This is a genomic window from Burkholderia sp. BCC0097, assembly GCF_902832985.1.
In the GTDB taxonomy this organism is placed as follows: domain Bacteria; phylum Pseudomonadota; class Gammaproteobacteria; order Burkholderiales; family Burkholderiaceae; genus Burkholderia; species Burkholderia orbicola.
This window is the reverse complement of record NZ_CADFDM010000009.1, coordinates 146001-166063: the sequence shown is the minus strand read 5'-3', so window position 1 is coordinate 166063 and position 20063 is coordinate 146001. Positions and strand designations below refer to the sequence as shown.

General features: G+C 69.8%; 18 protein-coding genes. 11 read left to right on the top strand and 7 right to left on the bottom strand.

Annotated features, from left to right (window positions below; translation table 11 throughout):
* Window positions 1–22: 22 nt before the first annotated feature.
* Window positions 23–772, bottom strand: coding sequence for an SDR family oxidoreductase (locus tag HWX07_RS28340; RefSeq protein WP_006481722.1), 750 nt, complete (start codon window positions 770–772; stop codon window positions 23–25).
* A 141-nt stretch (window positions 773–913) separates the two neighbouring features.
* Entirely contained in the window at window positions 914–1831 is a 918-nt protein-coding gene (locus HWX07_RS28335; RefSeq protein WP_124483494.1) for a LysR family transcriptional regulator, read from the bottom strand.
* A 166-nt stretch (window positions 1832–1997) separates the two neighbouring features.
* Between HWX07_RS28335 and HWX07_RS28330 the strand changes: the two genes are divergently transcribed.
* From HWX07_RS28330 to HWX07_RS28320, 3 genes are all read left to right on the top strand, one after another.
* Window positions 1998–3482 (top strand): PLP-dependent aminotransferase family protein, encoded by a 1485-nt coding sequence (locus HWX07_RS28330; protein ID WP_175878531.1) that lies wholly within the window; start codon window positions 1998–2000, stop codon window positions 3480–3482.
* A 94-nt stretch (window positions 3483–3576) separates the two neighbouring features.
* Window positions 3577–4014 carry a carboxymuconolactone decarboxylase family protein gene (locus HWX07_RS28325; RefSeq protein ID WP_053524703.1) on the top strand — a complete coding sequence of 146 codons (438 nt, stop codon included), beginning with the start codon at window positions 3577–3579 and terminating at the stop codon, window positions 4012–4014.
* Window positions 4015–4024: 10 nt separating this feature from the next.
* A complete protein-coding gene (locus HWX07_RS28320) occupies window positions 4025–4444 on the top strand; it encodes a cupin domain-containing protein (protein ID WP_175878530.1) in 420 nt (139 codons plus the stop codon).
* Between the two features lie 107 nt (window positions 4445–4551).
* On the opposite strand, the gene HWX07_RS28315 is transcribed toward HWX07_RS28320, so the two are convergent.
* Both HWX07_RS28315 and HWX07_RS28310 read right to left on the bottom strand, forming a co-directional pair.
* Complete coding sequence (locus tag HWX07_RS28315; RefSeq protein WP_175878529.1) at window positions 4552–5772, bottom strand: porin; 1221 nt, start codon at window positions 5770–5772, stop codon at window positions 4552–4554.
* Between the two features lie 480 nt (window positions 5773–6252).
* A complete protein-coding gene (locus HWX07_RS28310) occupies window positions 6253–7320 on the bottom strand; it encodes a phytoene/squalene synthase family protein (protein WP_175878528.1) in 1068 nt (355 codons plus the stop codon).
* 372 nt (window positions 7321–7692) lie between these two features.
* Here HWX07_RS28310 and HWX07_RS28305 point away from each other — a divergent pair, with 372 nt between their 5' ends.
* Entirely contained in the window at window positions 7693–8838 is a 1146-nt protein-coding gene (locus HWX07_RS28305) for a glycerophosphodiester phosphodiesterase (protein WP_175878527.1), read from the top strand.
* A gap of 70 nt (window positions 8839–8908) precedes the next feature.
* On the opposite strand, the gene HWX07_RS28300 is transcribed toward HWX07_RS28305, so the two are convergent.
* Window positions 8909–10534, bottom strand: coding sequence for a rhodanese-related sulfurtransferase (locus HWX07_RS28300; RefSeq protein ID WP_175878526.1), 1626 nt, complete (start codon window positions 10532–10534; stop codon window positions 8909–8911).
* 105 nt (window positions 10535–10639) lie between these two features.
* Complete coding sequence (locus HWX07_RS28295) at window positions 10640–11206, bottom strand: cysteine dioxygenase (RefSeq protein ID WP_011547818.1); 567 nt, start codon at window positions 11204–11206, stop codon at window positions 10640–10642.
* 17 nt (window positions 11207–11223) lie between these two features.
* On the opposite strand from HWX07_RS28295, the gene HWX07_RS28290 reads away from it, so the two are divergent.
* Entirely contained in the window at window positions 11224–12198 is a 975-nt protein-coding gene (locus tag HWX07_RS28290; RefSeq protein WP_175878525.1) for a LysR family transcriptional regulator, read from the top strand.
* Window positions 12199–12268: 70 nt separating this feature from the next.
* Here HWX07_RS28290 and HWX07_RS28285 read toward each other — a convergent pair whose 3' ends face one another.
* On the bottom strand, window positions 12269–13615 hold the full coding sequence (locus HWX07_RS28285; RefSeq protein WP_175878524.1) for an acyl-CoA dehydrogenase family protein: 1347 nt from the start codon (window positions 13613–13615) through the stop codon (window positions 12269–12271).
* 249 nt (window positions 13616–13864) lie between these two features.
* Here HWX07_RS28285 and HWX07_RS28280 point away from each other — a divergent pair, with 249 nt between their 5' ends.
* The 6 genes from HWX07_RS28280 to HWX07_RS28255 are packed head-to-tail and all read left to right on the top strand — an operon-like array spanning window position 13865 to window position 20044.
* Window positions 13865–14950, top strand: a complete 1086-nt coding sequence (locus HWX07_RS28280; RefSeq protein WP_175767496.1) for an LLM class flavin-dependent oxidoreductase — start codon at window positions 13865–13867, stop codon at window positions 14948–14950.
* 33 nt (window positions 14951–14983) lie between these two features.
* Entirely contained in the window at window positions 14984–15823 is an 840-nt protein-coding gene (locus HWX07_RS28275) for a class II aldolase/adducin family protein (protein ID WP_175878523.1), read from the top strand.
* A 31-nt stretch (window positions 15824–15854) separates the two neighbouring features.
* Window positions 15855–16889 carry an ABC transporter substrate-binding protein gene (locus HWX07_RS28270; protein WP_175878522.1) on the top strand — a complete coding sequence of 345 codons (1035 nt, stop codon included), beginning with the start codon at window positions 15855–15857 and terminating at the stop codon, window positions 16887–16889.
* Between the two features lie 4 nt (window positions 16890–16893).
* Complete coding sequence (locus tag HWX07_RS28265; protein WP_175878521.1) at window positions 16894–17994, top strand: ABC transporter permease; 1101 nt, start codon at window positions 16894–16896, stop codon at window positions 17992–17994.
* Window positions 17988–18809 carry an ABC transporter ATP-binding protein gene (locus HWX07_RS28260; RefSeq protein WP_175878520.1) on the top strand — a complete coding sequence of 274 codons (822 nt, stop codon included), beginning with the start codon at window positions 17988–17990 and terminating at the stop codon, window positions 18807–18809. The genes HWX07_RS28265 and HWX07_RS28260 overlap by 7 nt, the downstream gene beginning before the upstream one ends.
* A gap of 50 nt (window positions 18810–18859) precedes the next feature.
* The gene (locus HWX07_RS28255) at window positions 18860–20044 is read left to right on the top strand and encodes a cytochrome c (protein ID WP_175878519.1); all 1185 of its coding nucleotides are present in this window, start codon (window positions 18860–18862) and stop codon (window positions 20042–20044) included.
* The last annotated feature ends 19 nt before the right edge of the window (window positions 20045–20063 follow it).

Genomic DNA, 20063 nt, shown 5'->3' with positions numbered 1-20063 from the left:
GGGCCCCGCCCGCGTCGCCCCCTTAGAGCAATCCCATCCCGCCCGACGCGATGATTTCCGCGCCGACGATGAACGCGGATTCCGGCGCGCTCAGGTGCAGCACCGTCGACGCGATTTCGTCCGGCGTGCCGAACCGGCCGATCGGCACGAGGCCCTTGATCTTGTCGGCCGTCGCGTCGAGCGTCGCCGCGTCGAGCCCGAGCTTGCCGTACAGCGGCGTCTGCACGGGCCCCGGGCTCACCACGTTCACGCGCACGCCGTGCGGCAGCAGTTCCGTCGACAGCGTCTTCGCGAACGAATTGACGGCCGCCTTGCTCGCCGCGTACACCGACGAGCCGGGCATCCCGATGTGCGCGTTGATCGAGCCGTTGATCACGATCGATGCGCCGCGGTTCAGCAGCGGCACGAGCGACTGGATCTGGAAATACGCGCCCTTCACGTTGGTGTTGAACACGAGATCCCACATCGCTTCGTCGCTGTCGGCGAACGGCGCGAGTTTCGCGACGCCCGCGTTGACGAATACGGCGTCGAGCCGCACGCCGGCGGCGGCGAGCGCGTCGGCCAGCGCGCGAGCCGACGCGACGCTGCCGGCTTCGTTGCGAATCGCCAGCGCGCCTTCGCCGAGCGTTTGACGGGCGGCTTCCAGCGTTTCGGCGTCGCGCCCGGTGATGACGACCCGCGCGCCTTCGGCCGCGAATCCCTTGGCGGCCGCCAGGCCGATGCCGCTGTTGCCGCCCGTGACGAGGACCGTCTTTCCTTCGAAGCGTTGCATGATGTTCTCCTGTGATGTGAACCGGTGAGTTGACCGTGAACACAGGATGCGCGCGGCGCGCGGCCTTGCCGTGCGACGGGCACGACGGACATGTTCGAAAACGTCGAACATGTTTGAGCGAGCGCGCTCAGCCGGCCACGCTCAGCCGACCACGTCGATCCCGTCGAGCAGCCGCCGCGCGAGCCGCGGCTCGCGCAGTTGCTCCAGCCACCATTGCAGCGCGCGGCCGTCACGATCACCGTGCCACGCGACGTACAGCAGGTTCGGCTCGCGCGGATCGGCCGTCGGCTTCTCGACCAGTTCGCCGCGCGCGAGCAGCGACGCGACGCGCCGGCGCGGCACCCAGCCGACGCCGAGCGCATCGCGCTGCGCGAGGATCTTCGCGCGCATCGACGGCACCGCGAGCACCGCCTGCCCGCCGAGCAGGCCATACGCGCGGCCGGCCGCCCGCCGTGACGAATCGGCGACGACGACCGAGCGGTGCGCACCGATCGCGTCGCGCGTCAGCACCCCGCTCGCGGCTGCCAGCGGATGGCGCGGCGACACCGCGAACACCCACTCCATCGCCCCGAGCTCGAACCACTTGAGGCCCGGCATCGCCGGCGGCTCGTTGGTCGCCCCGACGACCAGATCCGCGCGGCCGTCGCGCAACGCTTCCCAGGTCCCGCCGAGCACCTCGTGCGTGAAGCGCAGCGACACGCCCGAATCGAGCGCGTCGAAGGCGCGGACCACCGGCAGGAGCGTATCGAACTCCAGCACCTCGTCGCTGACGATCCACAGCCGGTCCTCCCAGCCGCTCGCAACCTGCCGCACGCGCTGCGTCAGCCGGGCGACGTCGAGCGCCAGCCGCGCCGCCTCGTCGGTCAGCAATTGTCCGGCCGGCGTGAGCTGCAGCCGGTAGCCGCGCCGGTCGAACAGCAGCGCGTCGAACCGCGTTTCGAGCTGGCGCGCCGCATGCGACACCGTCGACGGCGCCTTGCCGAGCCGCGCGGCGGCACGCGACAGGCTGCCGGTGGCGCGGATCGCGTCGAGCAGCGCCAGTTCGTCTTCGGACAGCATGAGGTCACTCCGCGGTGAGGTTTGTGGTGGATCGTAAGGCAGCAGCGCACGGCGGTCCAATCGCGCGATGGCGGCCGCGGCTGCGAGCCCCCGAACCGCCGCCGGCGCGGTCGAGTTCCGGTATGCTGACCAAGCCGAAATCACACGAATCGAGGTAACCACTGCGATGGACATCGCGATCCGCATCGAAGGCCGTCACGACCTGACGGGGCAAATCTTCCGGCAATTGCGCACGGCGATCGTCGACGGGCGTCTCGAAGGCGGCGCGCGGCTGCCGTCGACGCGCGATCTCGCGAAACAACTCGGCGTGTCGCGCAAGACGACGCTCGACGCATTCGAGCGCCTGGTGGCCGAGGGCTACCTGACTACGCGCGCCGGCGACGGCACGTTCGTCGCCGACGGCCTCGCGCGCGTGCCGCACGCCGCGGTGACGTCGGCGCCGTCGATCGTCGACGAGCGGCCGCGCGTCGATGCGGTCGATGCGCGCGCGCTGTGGAACGACCTGCCCGACGCGCTCGCGATGCCCGCGCCGCAGAATTCGCCCGGCTTCGACTTTCGCGGCGGCGTGACCGACAAGACGCTGTTCCCGTTCGACGCATGGCGGCGCTGCCTGCACCACGCGCTGCGCCAGCAGGCGCGCGGCCCCGGCCAGTACCACGATCCGGCCGGCGATCCGCAGTTGCGCGGTGCGATCGCGCGCTACGCGGGATTCAGCCGCGCGGTCGCCTGCAGCTGGGACGACGTGCTCGTCACGCAAGGCGCGCAGCAGGCGCTCGACCTGCTCGCGCGCGTCGTCGTGCGGCCGGGCGACGTCGTCGCGGTCGAGGATCCCGGCTATCCGCCCGCGCGCGCCGCGTTCGCGTCGCTCGGCGCGACGGTGATCGGCGTGCCGGTCGACGCGCAGGGCCTCGTCACGGAACGGCTGCCGGAGGACGCGCGGCTCGTCTACGTGACGCCGTCGCATCAGTTCCCGCTCGGCATGCCGATGACGCTCGAGCGCCGCGTCGCGCTGCTCGAATGGGCGCAGCGCCGCCGCGCGGTGATCATCGAGGACGACTACGACGGCGAATTCCGCTTCGAGGGCCGGCCGGTCGAATCGCTGAAGAGCCTCGACCGCACGGGCCTCGTCGCGTACGTCGGCACGTTCTCGAAGACGATCTTTCCCGAACTGCGGATCGGCTACGCGATTCCGCCACGCGCGCTGCGCGGCGCGCTGGCCAAGGCGAAGCAGATCGTCGACTGGCACACCTGCACGCTGACGCAGGCGGCGCTCGCGCGCTTCATGCACGAAGGCGATTTCGCGCGGCACCTGAAACGCGTGCAGAAGCACTACGACGCGCGCCGCAAGATGCTGATCGCGCACCTGCGCGGCACACTCGCGCCGTGGTTCGATGCGATCGTCCCGACCGCCGGCATCCATCTCGCCGCGCGCCTGAAACCGGGGCTCGACGAAGCGGCGCTGGTTCGCGCGGCGCGGGCTCAGGACATCGGCCTGTACGGAATTTCGGCGTTCCACGTGGGCGTGCCGGTGCGCCCGGGGCTGCTGTTCGGCTATGGCGGGATCGACGCGCTGCGCATCGACACGGCGCTCGCGAAGCTGGCCGGGCTGCTGGATGCCGGCATCGCGAGCGAGACACCGCTGGTTACCTGAATTTCCACATAATTGGCTATTTAAGCAGGCCAGTACCCGTCCTAAAGTGGGTCCTGTCGCGCCACCCCGGCGCTCCAACCGAAAAGGACCTGCCATGCAACCGCGCCTGAACTTCTATGCCGCCAGCCCGAATGCGATCAAGGTGATGCGCAACGCCGAGGAATTCCTCGCGAAGAGCTCGATCGAGAAGCCGCTCGCCGAACTCGTCCGCCTGCGCGCGTCGCAGATCAACGGCTGCGCGTTCTGCGTCGACATGCACACGACCGACGCGCGCAAGGGCGGCGAAACCGACCGCCGTCTCGCGACCGTCGTCACGTGGCGCGAAACGCCGTTCTTCACCGAGCGCGAACGCGCGGCGCTGGAATGGACCGAGGCGCTGACGCTGGTGGCCGGCAACCACGTGCCCGACGCCGTCTGGGAAGCCGTGAAGCCGCACTTCACCGACGAGGAGCTGTTCGACCTGTCGATGCTGATCGCGACGATCAACTCGTGGAACCGCCTCGCGATCGCGTTCCGCAAGATGCCCGAGTGAGGCGGCGACGATGATCCGTTCCCCGCTCCCCCGCGTCGCGCTGTGCGCCGGGCTCATGCTCGCCGCGGCCGCGCCGGCCGCCGCCCACGCGCACGACGCCGGCGACAACGTGCACGCGATCATGCAGCAGGCCGTGCCCGAAGCGCCGGGCAAGCTCGCCGTCGTCGCGACGGTCGACTATGCGCCCGGTCAGGCGTCCGAAGCGCACAAGCACCTCGGCTCGGTGTTCGCCGTCGTGTCGAAAGGCGAAGTGCTGTCGCAGGTGAATGACGGCCCGCTGCGCCGCTATCGCGCCGGCGAAGGCTGGTACGAGCCGCCCGGCTCGCGCCATCAGGTGTCGCGCAACGCGAGCGCGACCGAGCCCGCGCAGCTCGTCGTGTTCGGGCTGACGGGCGAGCATCAGCCGCTGAAGTCGCCGATCGATCAGTGATCCGATGCGACGGATCGTGCATCGGCTCGCGACGTAAACGAAAAAACCGGCCCGAAGGCCGGTTTTCATACCGCATGCCGTGAGCGGCGCTCGCGCGCCGCGCGACATCAGAAGCGGTGGATCATGCCGACGCCGACGCCGATCTGGTTCTGCTTCGAACCTGCGCCCACGCCGTCACCGATCGACGTGGTCGCCGAGATGATTGCGTTGCCGCGGCCGTTCAGCGTGTTGCCGCTTGCGTGCTGGTAAGCCTCAACCGCGTACAGGCCCGTGCGCTTCGACAGGCTGTAGTACTGCGACAGCGTGACCTGGTGGTACTTGGCCGAGCTCGTGATGCCGTTCGACTGCGTTGCGGCCGTGTACGAGTAGCCTGCCGCGAAGTCCCACTGAGCAGCTGCCTTCCAGTGCAGCACGGCGCCAGCCGTGTTGAAGATTGCCTTGTTCCGGAAGAACGAACCCGTGCCCGGCGTGTACTGGACGTTCGAGTACGACGCCGAAATATCCCATGCCGGCGTGAACTGGTAGCCCGCCGTCACGGCGATACGCTGCTGCGATTGCGCGGTCGCGTAGCCGTTGTTGATCGACGAGACTGCCGGCTGGTTGCCGTCGCCCGCTGCCGTCAGGCCGTTCTGGACCGTCGAGTTCGCGCCCCACACGCCGCCGCCGAGCGTCGAGTTGTTGACCTTCTGGTAGCCGACCGCGATGCCTGCCGGGCCGTTCAGGTACTGGATCGCCGCGCTCCACGTCGAGCCGCGGTTCGTCGCGCCTGCGACGCCGCCGAACGAGTACGAACCGCCGACCGTGAAGCCGTAGAACTTCGGCGACATGTAGACGAGCGAGTTGTTCGCGCGGTAGCTGGTATCCAGCGAATCGATATCGCCCGGGTGCGCGCCGTAGTAGCCCGTCAGCCAGGTCGTCGGGCTGTACGGCGACAGCAGCGTGTAGTACGCCGTGTACTGACGGCCGGCCGTCAGCGTACCGTACGTCGGGTTCGTCATACCGACCCATGCCTGACGCGTGAAGATGCCGTTGGTCCACTGCGACGAGCCGTTAGCCGTGTTGACGCCGGCTTCCAACTGGAAAATCGCCTTCGTGCCGCCGCCGAGATCTTCGCTGCCCTTCAGGCCGAAGCGGCTGCCTGCCCACACGCCGGTGGACATCTGCACCTTCGAGTGACCACCCGAGGTTGCACCGACTGCCGACGAGTTGTTCTGCCAAGCGATACCGTTGTCGACGATACCGTACAGGGTCACGCTGCTCTGGGCGTGGGCGGCGGTAGCGGCTGCGAGACCGACTGCCGTCATGGCGAAAGCGACGCGCTTTTTCATTGATTCTCCGTCCTCAAAGAATGTTTCTTTTCTGGTGTGGTTTTATGACCGACACATGTGCGAGTACATGCCGACGCGATTCTGACGGATTACCAATTGTTTCCCAACATGTGCAGTCGGTCATCGTATGATCGACGCAACGCGCGGGTTCACCAAACGGTTACATGACAGCCCGAAAAGCTTGTGCAGCGGGCGTTTCCGGCATTTGCCGGTGAAAACCCTAGCTTTACATTTTTACGGGTGCAACACGACCGTCCAATGTCGTCAGACGCCTTCGGCGACAAAAGATCTTACAAATGCGCGATCGAAGCTGACGCCGCGATTCACGCCGCCGCGCAGGATCGCCCACGTTCGTGACACCCACATTTCGAGACACGAAATCATGAAAACGTTTTTAGTCGGCGTGCCGGAGACCGGACGGGAACGGCCCGACGAATGCGGGCCGGGAGGCGATGCCGGCGCCTGCCGCGCCGGCGATCTTCAGTGCCGCGTGGCGGGGCGCGCGAGCCGCGCGGTCACCGCATCGGCGAGCGCGGTCAGACGCGAACGGACCGCCGTGTTCGAGCCGACCATTGCGAGCGACGCCGCCATGATCCGGTAGACGCGCTTTCTCGGCACCTTGGCCGGCTTCGCCGGGTCGAGCCACGCCGCGTGGCCGGCCAGCAGTTCGAGCGTTTCGAGGCCGATCATGATCGGCCACAGGCAGGCGAGCCGCAGCCGCACGAAACGACGCGGAATCGCGAGCGTATACAGGCAGGCGTCGCGATACTGGTCGAGTGCGACGCGCAGCAGGTCGACCAGCACGCCGCGCGCACGTTCCGATGCTTCTAGCTGCATCAGGTCGGCCGCGACGAGCCCGTGTGCGCCCAGCACGTCGTCGGGCAGGTAGCAGCGGCCGATGCGCAGGTCCTTCGCGCAGTCGCGCAGGATGTTGGTCATCTGCAGCGCCTTGCCGAAACGGATGCCCTTCTCCCGCATGTCGGCCAGATCCCAGCCACGCGCGGCGCGCGTGTGCATCCCCGTCATGTCGGTCCAGAATTCGCCGACGCAGCCGGCGACCAGATACGTGTAGCGGTCGAGCATGTCGCGCGTCGGCAGCGAGGCGACCTGCCCCGACTGCTCGTGCGGAAACGTGCGCAGGTCGAATTCCATCCCCGCGGTGAGCGTCGCGACGACCTTGCGGATCGACGCGCGATCGGCCTCCGGCTGCGCGCGCAGCAGCGCGAGCATCGGCTCCATCGAACCAAGCAGCAGGTGTTCGTGCGAATCGGTCTGCATCCGCGTCACGTCCTCGAGCGAACGCGACAGCGCCGCGCCGTCGCCGAGCCGTTCGATGTCGTCGCGCAGGTCGGTCAGCAGCGCCGCGCGGCGATCGGGCGCGACGAGCGCCGTGTCGGCGATCGTGTCGGCCGCGCGCGCGAGCAGATACGCGAGGCCGACCGGGTCGCGCATGCCGTCGGGCAGCACGCGCAGCGTCAGGTAGAAAGAGCGGGAAACGTTCTTCAGCAGCTCGCCGAGCAGGTAGGCGGGATCGGTATGGGTCGTCATGGGTCGGGAAAAATCGGCCGGCGCGGGCCCCGGACGCACACGGGCGCCGGGCGCCCGCGCCGGCCGCGAGTCGCCGCATCGTCGCACCAGGCGGGCCTCGGCCCCCGGTGCGGCAATGCAAAATTCCCGCAAGTTTAGTGCATCCGGCGCGCGGGTTCGCCGTGACGGCCGGAATGCGGCGCGGACAAGCCTGCGCTCGAGCGCGCCGCCGCGTGCCTCGCCCCCCGGCAAAAAAGAACGGAAAGGTTGAAGTAATACATATGTAATTATTCGATGCGACGATCGCGCACCGTTCGATTCCGCATGGCCCGGCATTCCGGCGGGCCACCGGCGCGAACGCCCTTTCCGACTCCGTTTCGAAGGTTCATCGACATGCTCCTCAAGCGCCCGACCTCCCTGCGCTACGTCCCGTTCGCCTGTGCCGCCGCGTTCCTGCTCGCCGCGTGCGGCGGCGACGACGATCTGACGCGCGATCCCACGCAGCCGATTTCCGCGAAGGTCCAGGTGGTCGGCCATCGCGGCGCGAGCGCGCTGCGCCCCGAACACACGCTGGCGTCGTACCGCAAGGCGATCGAGGACGGCGCGGACGTGATCGAGCCCGACCTCGTGTCGACCCGCGACGGCGTGCTGGTCGCGCGCCACGAGAACGAGATCTCCGGCACGACGAACGTATCGGCGCTGCCGCAGTTCGCGAGCCGCAAGGCGACCAAGACGATCGACGGCACGCAGTTGACCGGCTGGTTCACCGAGGATTTCACGCTCGCCGAGCTGAAGACGCTGCGGGCGCGCGAGCGGATTCCACAGGTGCGCCCGGCCAACACCGCGTACAACGACCAGTTCGAGATTCCGACGTTCGACGAGATCGTCGCGCTCGCGAAGCAGATGTCCGCGCAGACCGGCCGCACGATCCACCTGTACCCGGAAACCAAGCATCCGACCTACTTCCAGTCGATCGGCCTGCCGCTCGAGGACCGCCTCGTCGACGCGCTGCTGAAGGATACGTACACGTCGCGCACGGCGACCGTCTACATCCAGTCGTTCGAAGTCGCGAACCTGAAGACGATCCGCAACCGGATCAAGTCGAGCCAGCCGAACTGGAAGCTCGTGCAGCTGATGGACGAAGCCGCTCAGCGCCCGTACGACTTCGTGAAGGCGAACGACACGCGCACCTACGGCGACCTGTCGACGCGCGACGGCATGCGCGAGATCGCGACCTATGCGAACGGCGTCGGGCCGTACAAGACGTCGATCATCGCGGTCGCCGCGGACGGCACGCTGCAGCAGCCGACGCCGTACGTGCGCTACGCGCACGAGGCCGGCCTCGTCGTGCATCCGTACACGTTCCGCCCGGAGAACAACTTCCTGCCCGCGTCGCTGAAGGACGGCGGCACGCCGGCCACTCGCAACACGGCCGGCTCGGTGCGCGAGATCCAGGCCTACCTGCGCGCGGGGATCGACGGCTTCTTCACCGACGATCCGGCCGTCGGCCGCACGGCCGTCGATACGTTCAAGCGCTGATTCGAAGCGCCGATCCGCTTCGTGACCGGGCGCCGCGCACGACGTGCCGCACCCGGTTGCCCCGCGTCGCTCAGATCACGTTGAAGTGGTGCGTGCCGTCCCGCTTCAACTGGTCGACCAGCCCGTATTCCCAGTCGAGATACGCCTGCATCGCGGCGGCCGCGTTGTCGGTGCCTTCGTACGGACGCCGGTAGCGATCGACGCGCGGCGACGCCAGATGCGTCTCGCCGCTCTCCAGCGGCAGCCCGGCGTCGATCCACGCGGCCGTGCCGCCGGTCAGCACCCGGATCTCGGCCGATGCCGGCAGCAGCGCGCGGGCGTCATCCGCCGCGAATCGCGCCAGCAGGCTCGATCCGCACGTGAACACGTAGCGCTTCGCGGGCGGAATCGCCGCCAGCGCGTCGCGCAACTGCGCGCGCACGGCAAACCATGCGCCCGGGATATGCCGCTTCACGTAGTTCGCGCTGGCCGTCACGTCGACGATCGCGACCTCGCCGGGCGCGGCCTCCTTCAGCCAGCCGGCGAGCGTCGCGGGCGACACATCGGCTACGGGCGGCGTCGCCGGCACGTCGCGCGGCGGCTGGCCGCGCTCGGTGAATGCCGCGGTGCCAGCCGGCTCGACCACGCGCACGTCCCAGCCCATCTGGGCAAGCCACGAAGCGGTCATGTCCGCGCGCACGCCATCGTCGTCGGCCAGCACGATCCGCGCGCCGCGCACGGCCGCGTGATGGTCGGTCTCCTGCACGAGCTGGCCGCCCGGCGTGCTCAGGAAGCCCGGCAGATGCCCGGCTTCGTATTCCTCGGGCGTGCGCACGTCGAAGCGGTACAGCGTGCGCCCCGGTTCGTCGAGCGTGGCGACGTCCTCGAGCGCGATGCGCGGCACGCCCGCGCGCTCGGCCACCGCACGGGCGGCCCGACGCGCTTCGGCGCGCTGCGTCGCGTCGATCTCGTCCGGAAAGCGGCGCTGCGCACCGCGCTCGAGCGTCTGGCCGGCCAGCGTCCAGCCGATCGTGCCGTTGCGCAGCGCGGCGACCGGATTCGGCAGCCCCGCGTTGACGAGCGATTGCGTGCCGATGATGCTGCGCGTGCGGCCCGCGCAGTTGACGATCACCTGCGTGCGCGGATTCGGTGCGAGCGCGCGCACGCGCAGCACGAGTTCCGCACCCGGCACGCTGGTCGACGTCGGGATGTTCATCGTCTGGTACTCGTCGAAGCGGCGCGCATCGACGATCACGACATCGGCTTTCGCATCGATCAGCGCCTGGACCTCCTGCGCGGACAGCGACGGCGTATGGCGCTCGGCCTCGACCCATTCGCCGAACGACTTGCTCGGCACGTTCACGTCGATGAACAGTTCGCCGCCCGCGGCAACCCAGCCCGCGAGGCCGCCGTCGAGCAGCCGCACGTCGGTGTAGCCGAGCCGCGCGAGCGTCGCGGCCGCGCGCGGCGCGAGATCCTCGCCGCCTGCCTCGCCGAACACGACGATCGGCGTGTCGCGGCGCGGAATCCGCGTCCATGCGTCGAGTTCGAGCTTCGACAACGGAAAGTTGGCCGCCCACAGCGGATGGCCCTGTGCGTACGGATCTTCCTCGCGTACGTCGATCAGCGCGATCTCGTCGCGGGCCAGCAAGCGTGCGCGTACGTCCTGGTACGACGCGACGGGAAAGCGGGAAATGGAATCGGCGGATTGCGTCACGATGTCTCTATGTTGAATACGTTGAAGTCGGTGAATGAAGCGGAACGGAGCAAGCGTGGCCCTGCCGGCGCGCGCCCGCAACGGGCCACGCCAGCGGGCTGCGCGTCAGGCATTCGAATAGCCCGACACGAACGGCTTCACGGTCCCGTCGTCCAGGTACACCGCGCGCTCGACCTTGCCGATGTTCGCGCCGTACACGTGGATGCTGATCGATACCTGGTCGGCGAACGCGTTGGTCACGCGATGCACGTCGCCGATGCGCGGCGACACGGCCTCGACCTCGCCCGGCCGCAGCCGCACGGCGTCGCCGGCGGGCACCGGCTTGCCGGCCGCGTCGAACCGGTACGGCTGCGAGAACTCGCCGCCGCGCAGCATCCCGATCAGCCCCCACACCGTGTGGTCGTGGATCGGCGTCGCCTGGCCGGGCCCCCACACGAAGCTGACGATCGAGAAGCGTTCGTCCGGGTCCAGATGCAGCAGGTACTGCCGGTAGCGCTCGGGATCGGGCTGCGCGAACGCGTCGGGCAACCAGTCGTCGTGTTCGACGAGCGCGGCGAGCAGCGCGCCGCCCTCGTCGAGAATGCGCGCCTCGTTCGCGCCGGACGCGAGCAGCGCATCCAGCCCCTCGACGAACGGACGCAGCGGCGTCTGTTGCAACGAAAGCGTACTCATCGGCCGTCTCCTCGAATATGATGCCGAATATGATGGATCGTCATGATGCACCTGAAAGACCATGCAGAACAAACATGAAAATTAGCGATATCGACGCTTTTGCAGCGGTCGTCCGCTGCCAGACCCTGAGCCAGGCCGCGGCCGAGCTCGGGATGACGCAGCCCGCGATCACGCGGCGCGTCCAGAATCTCGAGGAAGCGCTCGGCGTGACGCTGCTCGACCGCAACACGAAGCCGCCGCGCCCGACCGACATCGGCCGGCAGGTGTTCGAACAGTGTCGCGCGATCCTGCGCGAGGTCGACGCGCTGCGCGAACTGACGGCCGGACAGCAGCCGCCGGCCGGCGAATTCCGGATCGGGCTCACGCAGGGGCTCGGCGAGCTGATGCTGCCGGCGCTCATCGGCGATCTCGCCGCGCAATGGCCCGCGCTCGCGACGCACGTCACGACCGCATGGGGCGGCCTGCTCGTCGAACGCATCACCCGCCGCGAACTCGATGCGGCGCTCGTCTTCCTTGCCCGCGAAATGGTGCTGCCGGCGCAGGTCGAAGGCGTTCGGCTGCTGGACACGCGGCTCGTCGCGGTCGGCCGCAAGGGCGACTGGCCGCGCCGCAGCTACCGGCTCGCCGATTGCCATGCGCGCGGCTGGGTGCTCAATCCAGACGGCTGCGGTTTTCGTGCGGGCCTGCGGCGCGCGCTCGACGCGCAGGGCCTGCCGATGCCGGTCACGCTCGACGCGTACGGCCGCGACCTGCAACTGCAGAGCGTCGCGAACGGGTTCGGCCTCGGGCTGATGCCGCTGCCGCTCGTCGAAGGCAGCCCGCTGCGCGACGCGCTCGACATCGTGCCGCTCGCCGATTTCAAGCCGCAGATCGATCTGTGGCTGCTGCGCCGGCACGATGCGGCCCGTTTCGACGCGCCGCTCGCGGCCATCGCCGCGCATGCGCGCGCCGCGTTCGCGCTGCCCGAGCGATCGCACGACAAGGCCGCTTGACCTGACTGTGGCGGCCGCGCGGCGTCTGCGTCGCGCCACGCCGTTGCCGTGCCCGGCAACCCGGCCCGGCTCACGCATCATGTCGACCGCGTTCGCCCCCGTTGCGTGACGCCGCGTCCGCCGCCGCGTGCGTCTGCCCGCGCGGCGCCGCATCGAGCACCGCCCGCCCCGCCGCCACCGCGATCGCATCGTCCTGCGGCGTATGCACGCGGCTGCACAACACGTCGCGATAGTGGCGCTCCAGCGGATTGCCGCGGCTCAACCCGTGATTGCCCGACAGCTTCAGCGCCTGCTCGACCGTCCGGATCGCCTGCTCGGTCACGGTGCGCTTGACGAGACCGCTGGTCGTCACCGACGGCGCATTGCCGGCGTCGGTGCGCGCGATGTGATCGTCGAGCAGCACCCGGTTCGTGTGCAGCCAGCCCTCGATTTCGCCGACCGCCTCCTGCACGCGCGGCAGCGTCGCGAGCGGCGCGCCGAGCCCGCTCGGCGCACGCGTCGTCGCGAATTCGACCAGCCAGTCGCGCGATGCGCGCGCCACCGCGTCGTACAGGCTGCCGAGCAACACGACCATCCACGCCTGCTGATCGGCCTGCGCGTCGGCATCCGCATGGGTGGCGGCCGACACGACCCACGCGTCGGGCGCGCGCACGTCGACCGCATATTCGGCCGGCAGCGGCACGTCGTCGAACACGACTTCATGGCTGCCCGATGCGCGCAGGCCAAGATGATTCCAGCTTTCGATCACGCGGATGCGCTCGCCGTCGGTCGCGCGCTCGCGCGGCACGAGAAACACGCCGACGCGCGGCGCCGGTTCGTCGGTGCGCGCCCACACGGCCAGCCAGCGCAGCGCCGGAATGCCGGTGCTGTAGAGCTTGTGGCCCGACAGCCGCCAGCCGTCGCCGTCGCGGCGCGCAATGGTGTCCGGCAGCCCGCCGCGCGACGGCGAACCGAGCGCGGGCTCGACGCGCAGCGCGTTGATCAGCGCGCCGTGCGCGACCGCGCTGTCGAACACCGCGCGCCGCACCTGCGCCGGCCAGCGGTTGTCGGCGCGGCCGAGCGCGCGATGCTGCAGATACGTCATCGTCAGCACCAGCGCGGTGGCGGGATCGGCCCGCGCGACGGCCGCGACGATCCGGCTCGCTTGCGCGAGCGTCGCCCCGGCGCCGCCATGCTCGCGCGGCACGACCTGCGCGATCAGCCCGGCGCGATGCAGCCGCGCGAAGTTCTCGTGCGGAAAGCGCCCGTCGACGTCGTTGCGGGCCGCATCGGCGGCGAGTTCGGGGGCGAGGCGCTCGAGCAGCGCGGCGAGGCGCGCGTCGTTCGTCTCGTCGGCGGCGTCGGTGGCGGCGTCGGCCGGCAGGAGGCGCAGCGCGGGTTGCGGTGACGGCGAGGAGGCGGCAAGGCTGGCGGACATCGAAACGGAATCCCTGGGTAGGTCGAACACGGCGGCGAAGGGATGACAAAGGCGGCCAACACGGCACCCACGCGCGCCCGATCACAATTTGCGAGCCCACAGCGTATGCGCAACGCATGCGGCCCCAAACCATGCAAATCTGATATTCAAATCGGGATTGATTATTTCCATTCTGCATGATCCCGGCGTTAACCTGCGCTCCATTCCCGGCCGGCCGTGCGCCGGGACATCCCTGCACCGGAGACCCAGATGAGCGTCGAATTCATCGGCATGATCCAGAGCCAGAAGCAGTCGGAAATCCATCCGGCGTCCGGCCCCGTGGTCGATCCCGACTATGTGCGCGACTTTGCCCGCGCCCACGAAACGGCCGGCTTCGACCGGATCCTCGTGCCGCATCACTCGACCGGCCCGTCGGCGACGCTGACGATCGCGTTCGCGGCCGCCGCGACCGAGCGCATCCACTTCATGCTCGCGCATCGCCCGGGCTTCACCGCGCCGACGCTCGCCGCGCGGCAGATCGCGACGCTCGACCAGTTCAGCCGCGGCCGGCTCGCCGTGCACTTCATCTCCGGCGGCTCGGACAGCGAACAGCAACGCGACGGCGATTTCCTCGATCACGACGCACGCTATGCGCGCACCGACGAATACCTGGGCATCCTGCGGCGGATCTGGACGGAACCGCAGCCGTTCGATCACGACGGCGCGCACTACCGGTTCAAGCAGGGTTTCTCGGAAGTGAAGCCGTTCCAGCAGCCGCATGTGCCGATCTACTTCGGCGGCGCGTCGGAAGCGGCGCTCGCGGTGGCCGGCAAGCACGCGGACGTCTACGCGCTGTGGGGCGAATCGCTCGACCAGGTGCGCGACCTGACGACGCGCGTGCGCGCCGAAGCCGCGAAGCACGGCCGCCAGGTGCGCTTCTCCGTGTCGTTCCGTCCGATCCTCGCGGCGACCGAGGACGAAGCATGGGCGCGTGCGCACCGCATCCTCGACGAGACGCGCCGGCTGCGCGAAGCGGCCGGGCTCGGCGCCGGCGGCCCGCAGCAGAGCGAAGGCGCGCGCCGCCTGCTCGCGGCGGCCGAGCGCGGCTCGCGCGTCGACAAGCGGCTGTGGACCGAGATCGCGAAGCTCACCGGCGCGCGCTCCAATTCGACGGCGCTCGTCGGCACGCCCGAACAGGTCGCCGACGCGCTGCTCGACTACTACGACCTCGGCGTGACGACGTTCCTGATCCGCGGCTTCGATCCGCTCGAAGACGCGATCGACTACGGCCGCGAACTGATTCCGCGCGTGCGCAGCGCCGTCGCCGCACGCGACGCGGCGCGCCGCGCCGCCTGAGCCCAACCGAGCCCAACGGAGCCATACGCGACCATGTCCGCCGTCCTGTCCTCGCCCCACCGTACCGCATCGGGCCTCGTGCTCGCCGATACCCCGCGCCAGCATTTCTGGTTCGACCCGCCCGCGCCGCGCGTCGACGTCGCCGCCGAGCGCCGCCACCGGCAGGAGCGGCTCGCGGCCGCGTTCCGCCTGTTCGCGCGCTTCGGCTTCGCGGCGGGCCTCGCCGGCCACATCACCGCACGCGATCCGGAGCTGCCCGATCACTTCTGGGTGAACCCGCTCGGCGTGCATTTCTCGCAGATCAAGGTGTCCGACCTGCTGCTCGTCAACGCACGCGGCGAAACCGCGATCGGCCAGCGGCCGCTGAACAAGGCTGCATTCGCGATACATGCGGCGATCCACGAAGCCCATCCGCACGTCGTCGCCGCCGCGCACACGCATTCGACCTACGGCAAGGCCTGGTCGACGCTCGGCCGCCCGCTCGATCCGCTCACGCAGGACGCGTGCGTGTTCTATGAAGACCACGCGCTGTTCGACGATTTCACGGGGATGGTCGTCGACACCAGCGAAGGCGCGCGGATCGCCGATGCGCTCGCGAAGCCGGACGGCACCACGCACAAGGGCGTGATCCTCAAGAACCACGGGATTCTGACGGCCGGCCCGACGGTCGAGGCCGCCGCGTGGTGGTACATCGCGCTCGACAACGCCGCGCACACGCAGTTGCTGGCCGAAGCGGCCGGCACGCCGCAGCCGATCGATCACGCCACCGCGCGTCATACGCATGGCCAGATCGGCGGCCCCGACGGTGCGCTGCATGCGTTCGACAGCCTGTTCGCGCGCGTCGTCGCCGACGAACCCGATCTGCTCGACTGAGCCGCCCTTGCGCCACCCCGGAGACCACACAATGACCCACACCACCGCACCCGCGCCCGCCGACACGCACGACGACCAACGCCGCCGGCTGCTGCGCGCGGCCGGCGCCGCCGTGCTCGCCGTGCCGGCGATCACGCTCGGCCGCAAGGCGTGGTCCGCGCCGCCGCTGAAGAAACTCACGTTCGCGTGGAACCAGAACGCGTTCTGCCTGACGCCGATCGTCGTCGCGCAGGAGCGCGGCTTCTTCGAGAAGAACGGGCTGCAGGTCGAGCTGATCAACTACAGCGGCTCGACCGATCAACTGCTCGAATCGATCGCGACCGGCAAGGCCGATGCGGCGGTCGGGATGATCCACCGCTGGCTCAAGCCGCTCGAAGCCGGCTTCGACGTGAAGATCATCGGCAGCTCGCACGGCGGCTGCGTGCGGCTGCTCGGCGCGAAGGCGGCCGGCGTCACGACGCTGCAGGCGCTGAAGGGCAAGACCGTCGGCGTCAGCGATCTTGCCGCGCCCGGCAAGCACTTCTTCTCGATCCTGCTCGCGAAGAACGGCATCGACCCGGAGCGCGACATCACGTGGCGGCAGTATCCGGCCGACCTGCTCGGCGTCGCGGTCGACAAGGGCGAGATCCACGCGATCGCCGACGGCGACCCGAATCTGTATCTGCTCGAAAAGCGCAGCAACGGCGCGTACACCGAACTCGCGACCAACCTGTCCGGCGAATACGCGCGCAAGGTGTGCTGCGTGATCGGCGCGCGCGGCGACCTCGTGCGCAACGATCGGCCGTCGGCCGCCGCGCTCGCGCGCTCGATCGTACAGGCCACCGAGTACACGCACGACAACCCGAACGAAGCCGCGAAGGTGTTCGCGAAGTATTCGCCGAAGATCAGCCCCGAGGATCTGCGCAAGCTGTACGCGACGCTCACCTACACGCATCACCCGACCAACGTCGACCTGCAGCAGGAAATCGCGTTCTATGCGGACGATTTCCGCCGCATCAGCGTGCTGAAGAAGAGCACGGACCCGCAGCGCTTCGCGCAGCAGGTCTATGCGAACGTACTGGGGTAACGCGATGTCGACGATCGAACACGCTTGCGCCGCACGCACCGCGTCGGCGCCGGCAGGCGACACGAACGCCAACGCCAGCGCTTCCGCGCGCGCAGCCTGCACGACTTGCGAAGCCACGCTGGCCGCAGAAGCCCGGCGCGCGCGCACCTGGCCGACCGGAATCGCCGCCGCATTCGCGTGGGCCGCGCTCGGCGCGCTCACGCAACTGTGGCCGAACCGGATCGTCGGCTTCAGCGACTGGGCGTACACCGACACGTTCGGCACGGCTGCGTGGACGATCGCCGCGCTGCTGCTCGTCGCCGCGACGCTCGGCCATCGGGTTGCGGCGACCCGCACGCGGCTCGCGCGGGTACGGCCGGCCGGCCCGTGGCTCGTCGCGCTGCCGCTCGTGCTCGCCGCGTGGGAAATCGTCACCGCCAAAACCGGCTGGCTGCCGACGCCGTTCTTCGCGCCGCCGCAGGCGCTGATCGAGGTCTACGTCGACGACTGGCCGCGCCTCGCCGGTAGCGCCGCCAACACACTGAAGCTGCTCGCGCTCGGCTTCGCGTACGGCGTCACGGTCGGCTTCGCGGTCGGCGTGTCGATCGGCTGGTCGCGCCGGATCGGCTACTGGGTGCATCCGGTGCTGCGCGTGCTCGGGCCGGTGCCGGCCACCGCGCTGCTGCCGCTCACGTTCTACTTCTTCCCGTCGAGCTATTCGGCCGCCGCGTTCCTGATCGCGCTGGCGACCGGCTTCCCGGTTGCCGTGCTGACGTGGTCGGGCGTCGCGAGCGTGAACAAGCAGTACTACGACGTCGCGCGCACGCTCGGCGCGAACGCACGCTTCCTCGTGCTGCGCGTCGCGATTCCGGCCGCGCTCCCGCACGTGTTCGTCGGCATCTTCATGGGACTGAGCGCGTCGTTCACGGTGCTGGTCGTCGCCGAGATGATGGGCGTCAAGTCGGGGCTCGGCTGGTATTTGAGTTGGGCGCAGGGCTGGGCGTCGTACGTGAACATGTATGCGGCGCTGATCGTGATGGCGCTGCTGTTTTCCGGGCTGATCGCGCTGCTGTTCGCGGTGCGCGACCGCGTGCTCGCGTGGCAGAAAGGAACCGTCAAATGGTAAGCGCCGCCGTACTCGAACCGTCCGCCGCCACTGTCGCGGCGCCTGCCGTCACGCCGCCGCGCGGTGCGCGCATCGACATCCGCCGCGTAAGCCATGCGTTCGACGGCCCCGGCGGTGCGCTGCCGGTGCTCGACGACGTGTCGCTGTCGGTCGCGGCCGGCGAATTCGTCGCGCTGCTCGGCCCGAGCGGCTGCGGAAAATCGACGCTGCTGCGACTCGTCGCCGGGCTCGACGCTGCGCGGCAAGGGACCATCGCGCAGGACGGCGTGCCGATCGAGCGCCCCGATCCGTCGCGCATCGTCGTGTTCCAGGACCCGACGCTGTACCCGTGGCGGCGCGTGCACGCGAACGTCGCGCTCGGCCTCGAAGCGCGCGGCGTGGCGCGTACCGCGCAGCATCGCGTCGACGATGCGCTCGCGCGCGTCGGGCTGCAGGAGTTCGCGAACGTGTTTCCGCATCAGCTGTCCGGCGGGATGGCGCAGCGCGTCGCGCTCGCCCGCGCGCTCGTCAACGATCCGCGCCTGCTGATCCTCGACGAGCCGCTCGGCAAGCTCGATTCACTGACGCGGCTCACGATGCAGGCCGAGTTGACCGCGCTGTGGCAACGCGACGGTTTCTCCGCGCTGCTCGTCACGCACGACGTGGAAGAAGCGCTGTTCCTCGCGCAACGCGTGATCGTGTTCGGGCCGCGCCCGGCAACGATCGTCGCCGAACTGCGCGTCGACCTGCCCTACCCGCGCCATCGCGGCGACCCGCGCCTCGCCGAATTGCGGCACCACGCGCTGCGGCATCTCGGGCTCGATGCGAGCTGGTAGATGCCGGCTGCCGTTCGACGTTTGACCGCGATCCGCCGGAGACGCGCGCGATGAACGCGCCGCCGTTCGCCGACTGGGCCATCGCGTTCCTGCAACTGCTGTATCGCGCGCAAATCGCGTTGGCGCGTGGGCTGCATGCGATCGGCCTGACCGGCGATGCCGACGGCCAGGCCGCGTGGCCGTGGGCGCATCGCATCGCGCTCGAAACGCTGCGCATCGACGCCGGGCTCACGCGGCAGCTCGCGCTCGCCTGCGGCGTGACGGCGCTGGCCGTCGTGCTCGCGTGCACCGCGCCCGCTTCGCGCAAGTGGCGTGTCGTGCTGGCCGGCGCCGCGCTGGCCATCGCGTGGTTCGCGCCGTGGCCGCCTGTTTCGCTGTGGCTCGCACCGGCCGTGCCGACGAGCTTCCAGCGCGATCCCGCGCCGTTTTCCGTATCGAACGTGATGCGCGGCGCGCACCTGTATGCGCAACATTGCGCGACCTGCCACGGCGCGGACGGACGCGGCGAAGGGCCGCTCGCGGCCACGCTCGCGCACTGGCCGCCGACCTTCGCCGGCGCGCTGCTCGCGCGTCGCCTCGACGGCGAACTGTTCTGGCGCGTGCGCCACGGCACGCAGGACGAGCGCGGCGCGTCGACGATGCCCGGCTTCGCGGCAACACTCGGCCCGCAGGACACCTGGGCCGTGCTCGACTACCTGAAAGCGCTGGCCGCCGGCAGCGGCGCGCAGGCGGAAGGCGCGTGGCCGATGCCGGTCCCGCTGCCGGCCCTCGATGTGCGGTGCGGCGACGCCGCGCCCCAGGCGCTCGAGCGCTGGCGCGAAGGCCAGCGCGTGCGCGTCGTCGCGCTCGCGCCGGACGCCACGCCACCGCCGGAAGACGCGCGCTGGCAGACCTTGCTCGTCACCGAACGCGGCGCGCCCGTACCGCCGTCGACTGCAGCGCGCGCGAACTGCGTCGCGACGACCGCCGATGCGTGGCGCGCGTTCGCGACGATTGCCGGCGTCGCGCCCGAGGCACTCGGCGGCACGCAACTGCTTGCGGATCGACGCGGCTGGCTGCGGGCGCGCGCGTTGCCGGGCAGCGCCGGCTGGTCGGATGCCGACCTGCTGTGCCGCTCGGATACGGCGGCTGTCCAGCCGTCCACGCCGGCCACCCGCGGCGACGCGCTAACCGCACTGCTGCTGCGCGTCGATCGGGAACCCGTGCGTGACGTACAAGCCGGGCTCCCGCATTGAATTCATGAACCCTTCCCTC

Excerpts from the sequence above, each read along its gene's own strand:
- HWX07_RS28340 (WP_006481722.1), bottom strand. The coding sequence starts at position 772 with ATGCAACGCTTCGAAGGAAAGACGGTCCTCGTCACGGGCGGCAACAGC.
- HWX07_RS28335 (WP_124483494.1), bottom strand. The coding sequence starts at position 1,831 with ATGCTGTCCGAAGACGAACTGGCGCTGCTCGACGCGATCCGCGCCACC.
- HWX07_RS28330 (WP_175878531.1), top strand. The coding sequence starts at position 1,998 with ATGGACATCGCGATCCGCATCGAAGGCCGTCACGACCTGACGGGGCAA.
- HWX07_RS28325 (WP_053524703.1), top strand. The coding sequence starts at position 3,577 with ATGCAACCGCGCCTGAACTTCTATGCCGCCAGCCCGAATGCGATCAAG.
- HWX07_RS28320 (WP_175878530.1), top strand. The coding sequence starts at position 4,025 with ATGATCCGTTCCCCGCTCCCCCGCGTCGCGCTGTGCGCCGGGCTCATG.
- HWX07_RS28315 (WP_175878529.1), bottom strand. The coding sequence starts at position 5,772 with ATGAAAAAGCGCGTCGCTTTCGCCATGACGGCAGTCGGTCTCGCAGCC.
- HWX07_RS28310 (WP_175878528.1), bottom strand. The coding sequence starts at position 7,320 with ATGACGACCCATACCGATCCCGCCTACCTGCTCGGCGAGCTGCTGAAG.
- HWX07_RS28305 (WP_175878527.1), top strand. The coding sequence starts at position 7,693 with ATGCTCCTCAAGCGCCCGACCTCCCTGCGCTACGTCCCGTTCGCCTGT.
- HWX07_RS28295 (WP_011547818.1), bottom strand. The coding sequence starts at position 11,206 with ATGAGTACGCTTTCGTTGCAACAGACGCCGCTGCGTCCGTTCGTCGAG.
- HWX07_RS28290 (WP_175878525.1), top strand. The coding sequence starts at position 11,224 with ATGATGCCGAATATGATGGATCGTCATGATGCACCTGAAAGACCATGC.
- HWX07_RS28285 (WP_175878524.1), bottom strand. The coding sequence starts at position 13,615 with ATGTCCGCCAGCCTTGCCGCCTCCTCGCCGTCACCGCAACCCGCGCTG.
- HWX07_RS28280 (WP_175767496.1), top strand. The coding sequence starts at position 13,865 with ATGAGCGTCGAATTCATCGGCATGATCCAGAGCCAGAAGCAGTCGGAA.
- HWX07_RS28275 (WP_175878523.1), top strand. The coding sequence starts at position 14,984 with ATGTCCGCCGTCCTGTCCTCGCCCCACCGTACCGCATCGGGCCTCGTG.
- HWX07_RS28270 (WP_175878522.1), top strand. The coding sequence starts at position 15,855 with ATGACCCACACCACCGCACCCGCGCCCGCCGACACGCACGACGACCAA.
- HWX07_RS28265 (WP_175878521.1), top strand. The coding sequence starts at position 16,894 with ATGTCGACGATCGAACACGCTTGCGCCGCACGCACCGCGTCGGCGCCG.
- HWX07_RS28260 (WP_175878520.1), top strand. The coding sequence starts at position 17,988 with ATGGTAAGCGCCGCCGTACTCGAACCGTCCGCCGCCACTGTCGCGGCG.
- HWX07_RS28255 (WP_175878519.1), top strand. The coding sequence starts at position 18,860 with ATGAACGCGCCGCCGTTCGCCGACTGGGCCATCGCGTTCCTGCAACTG.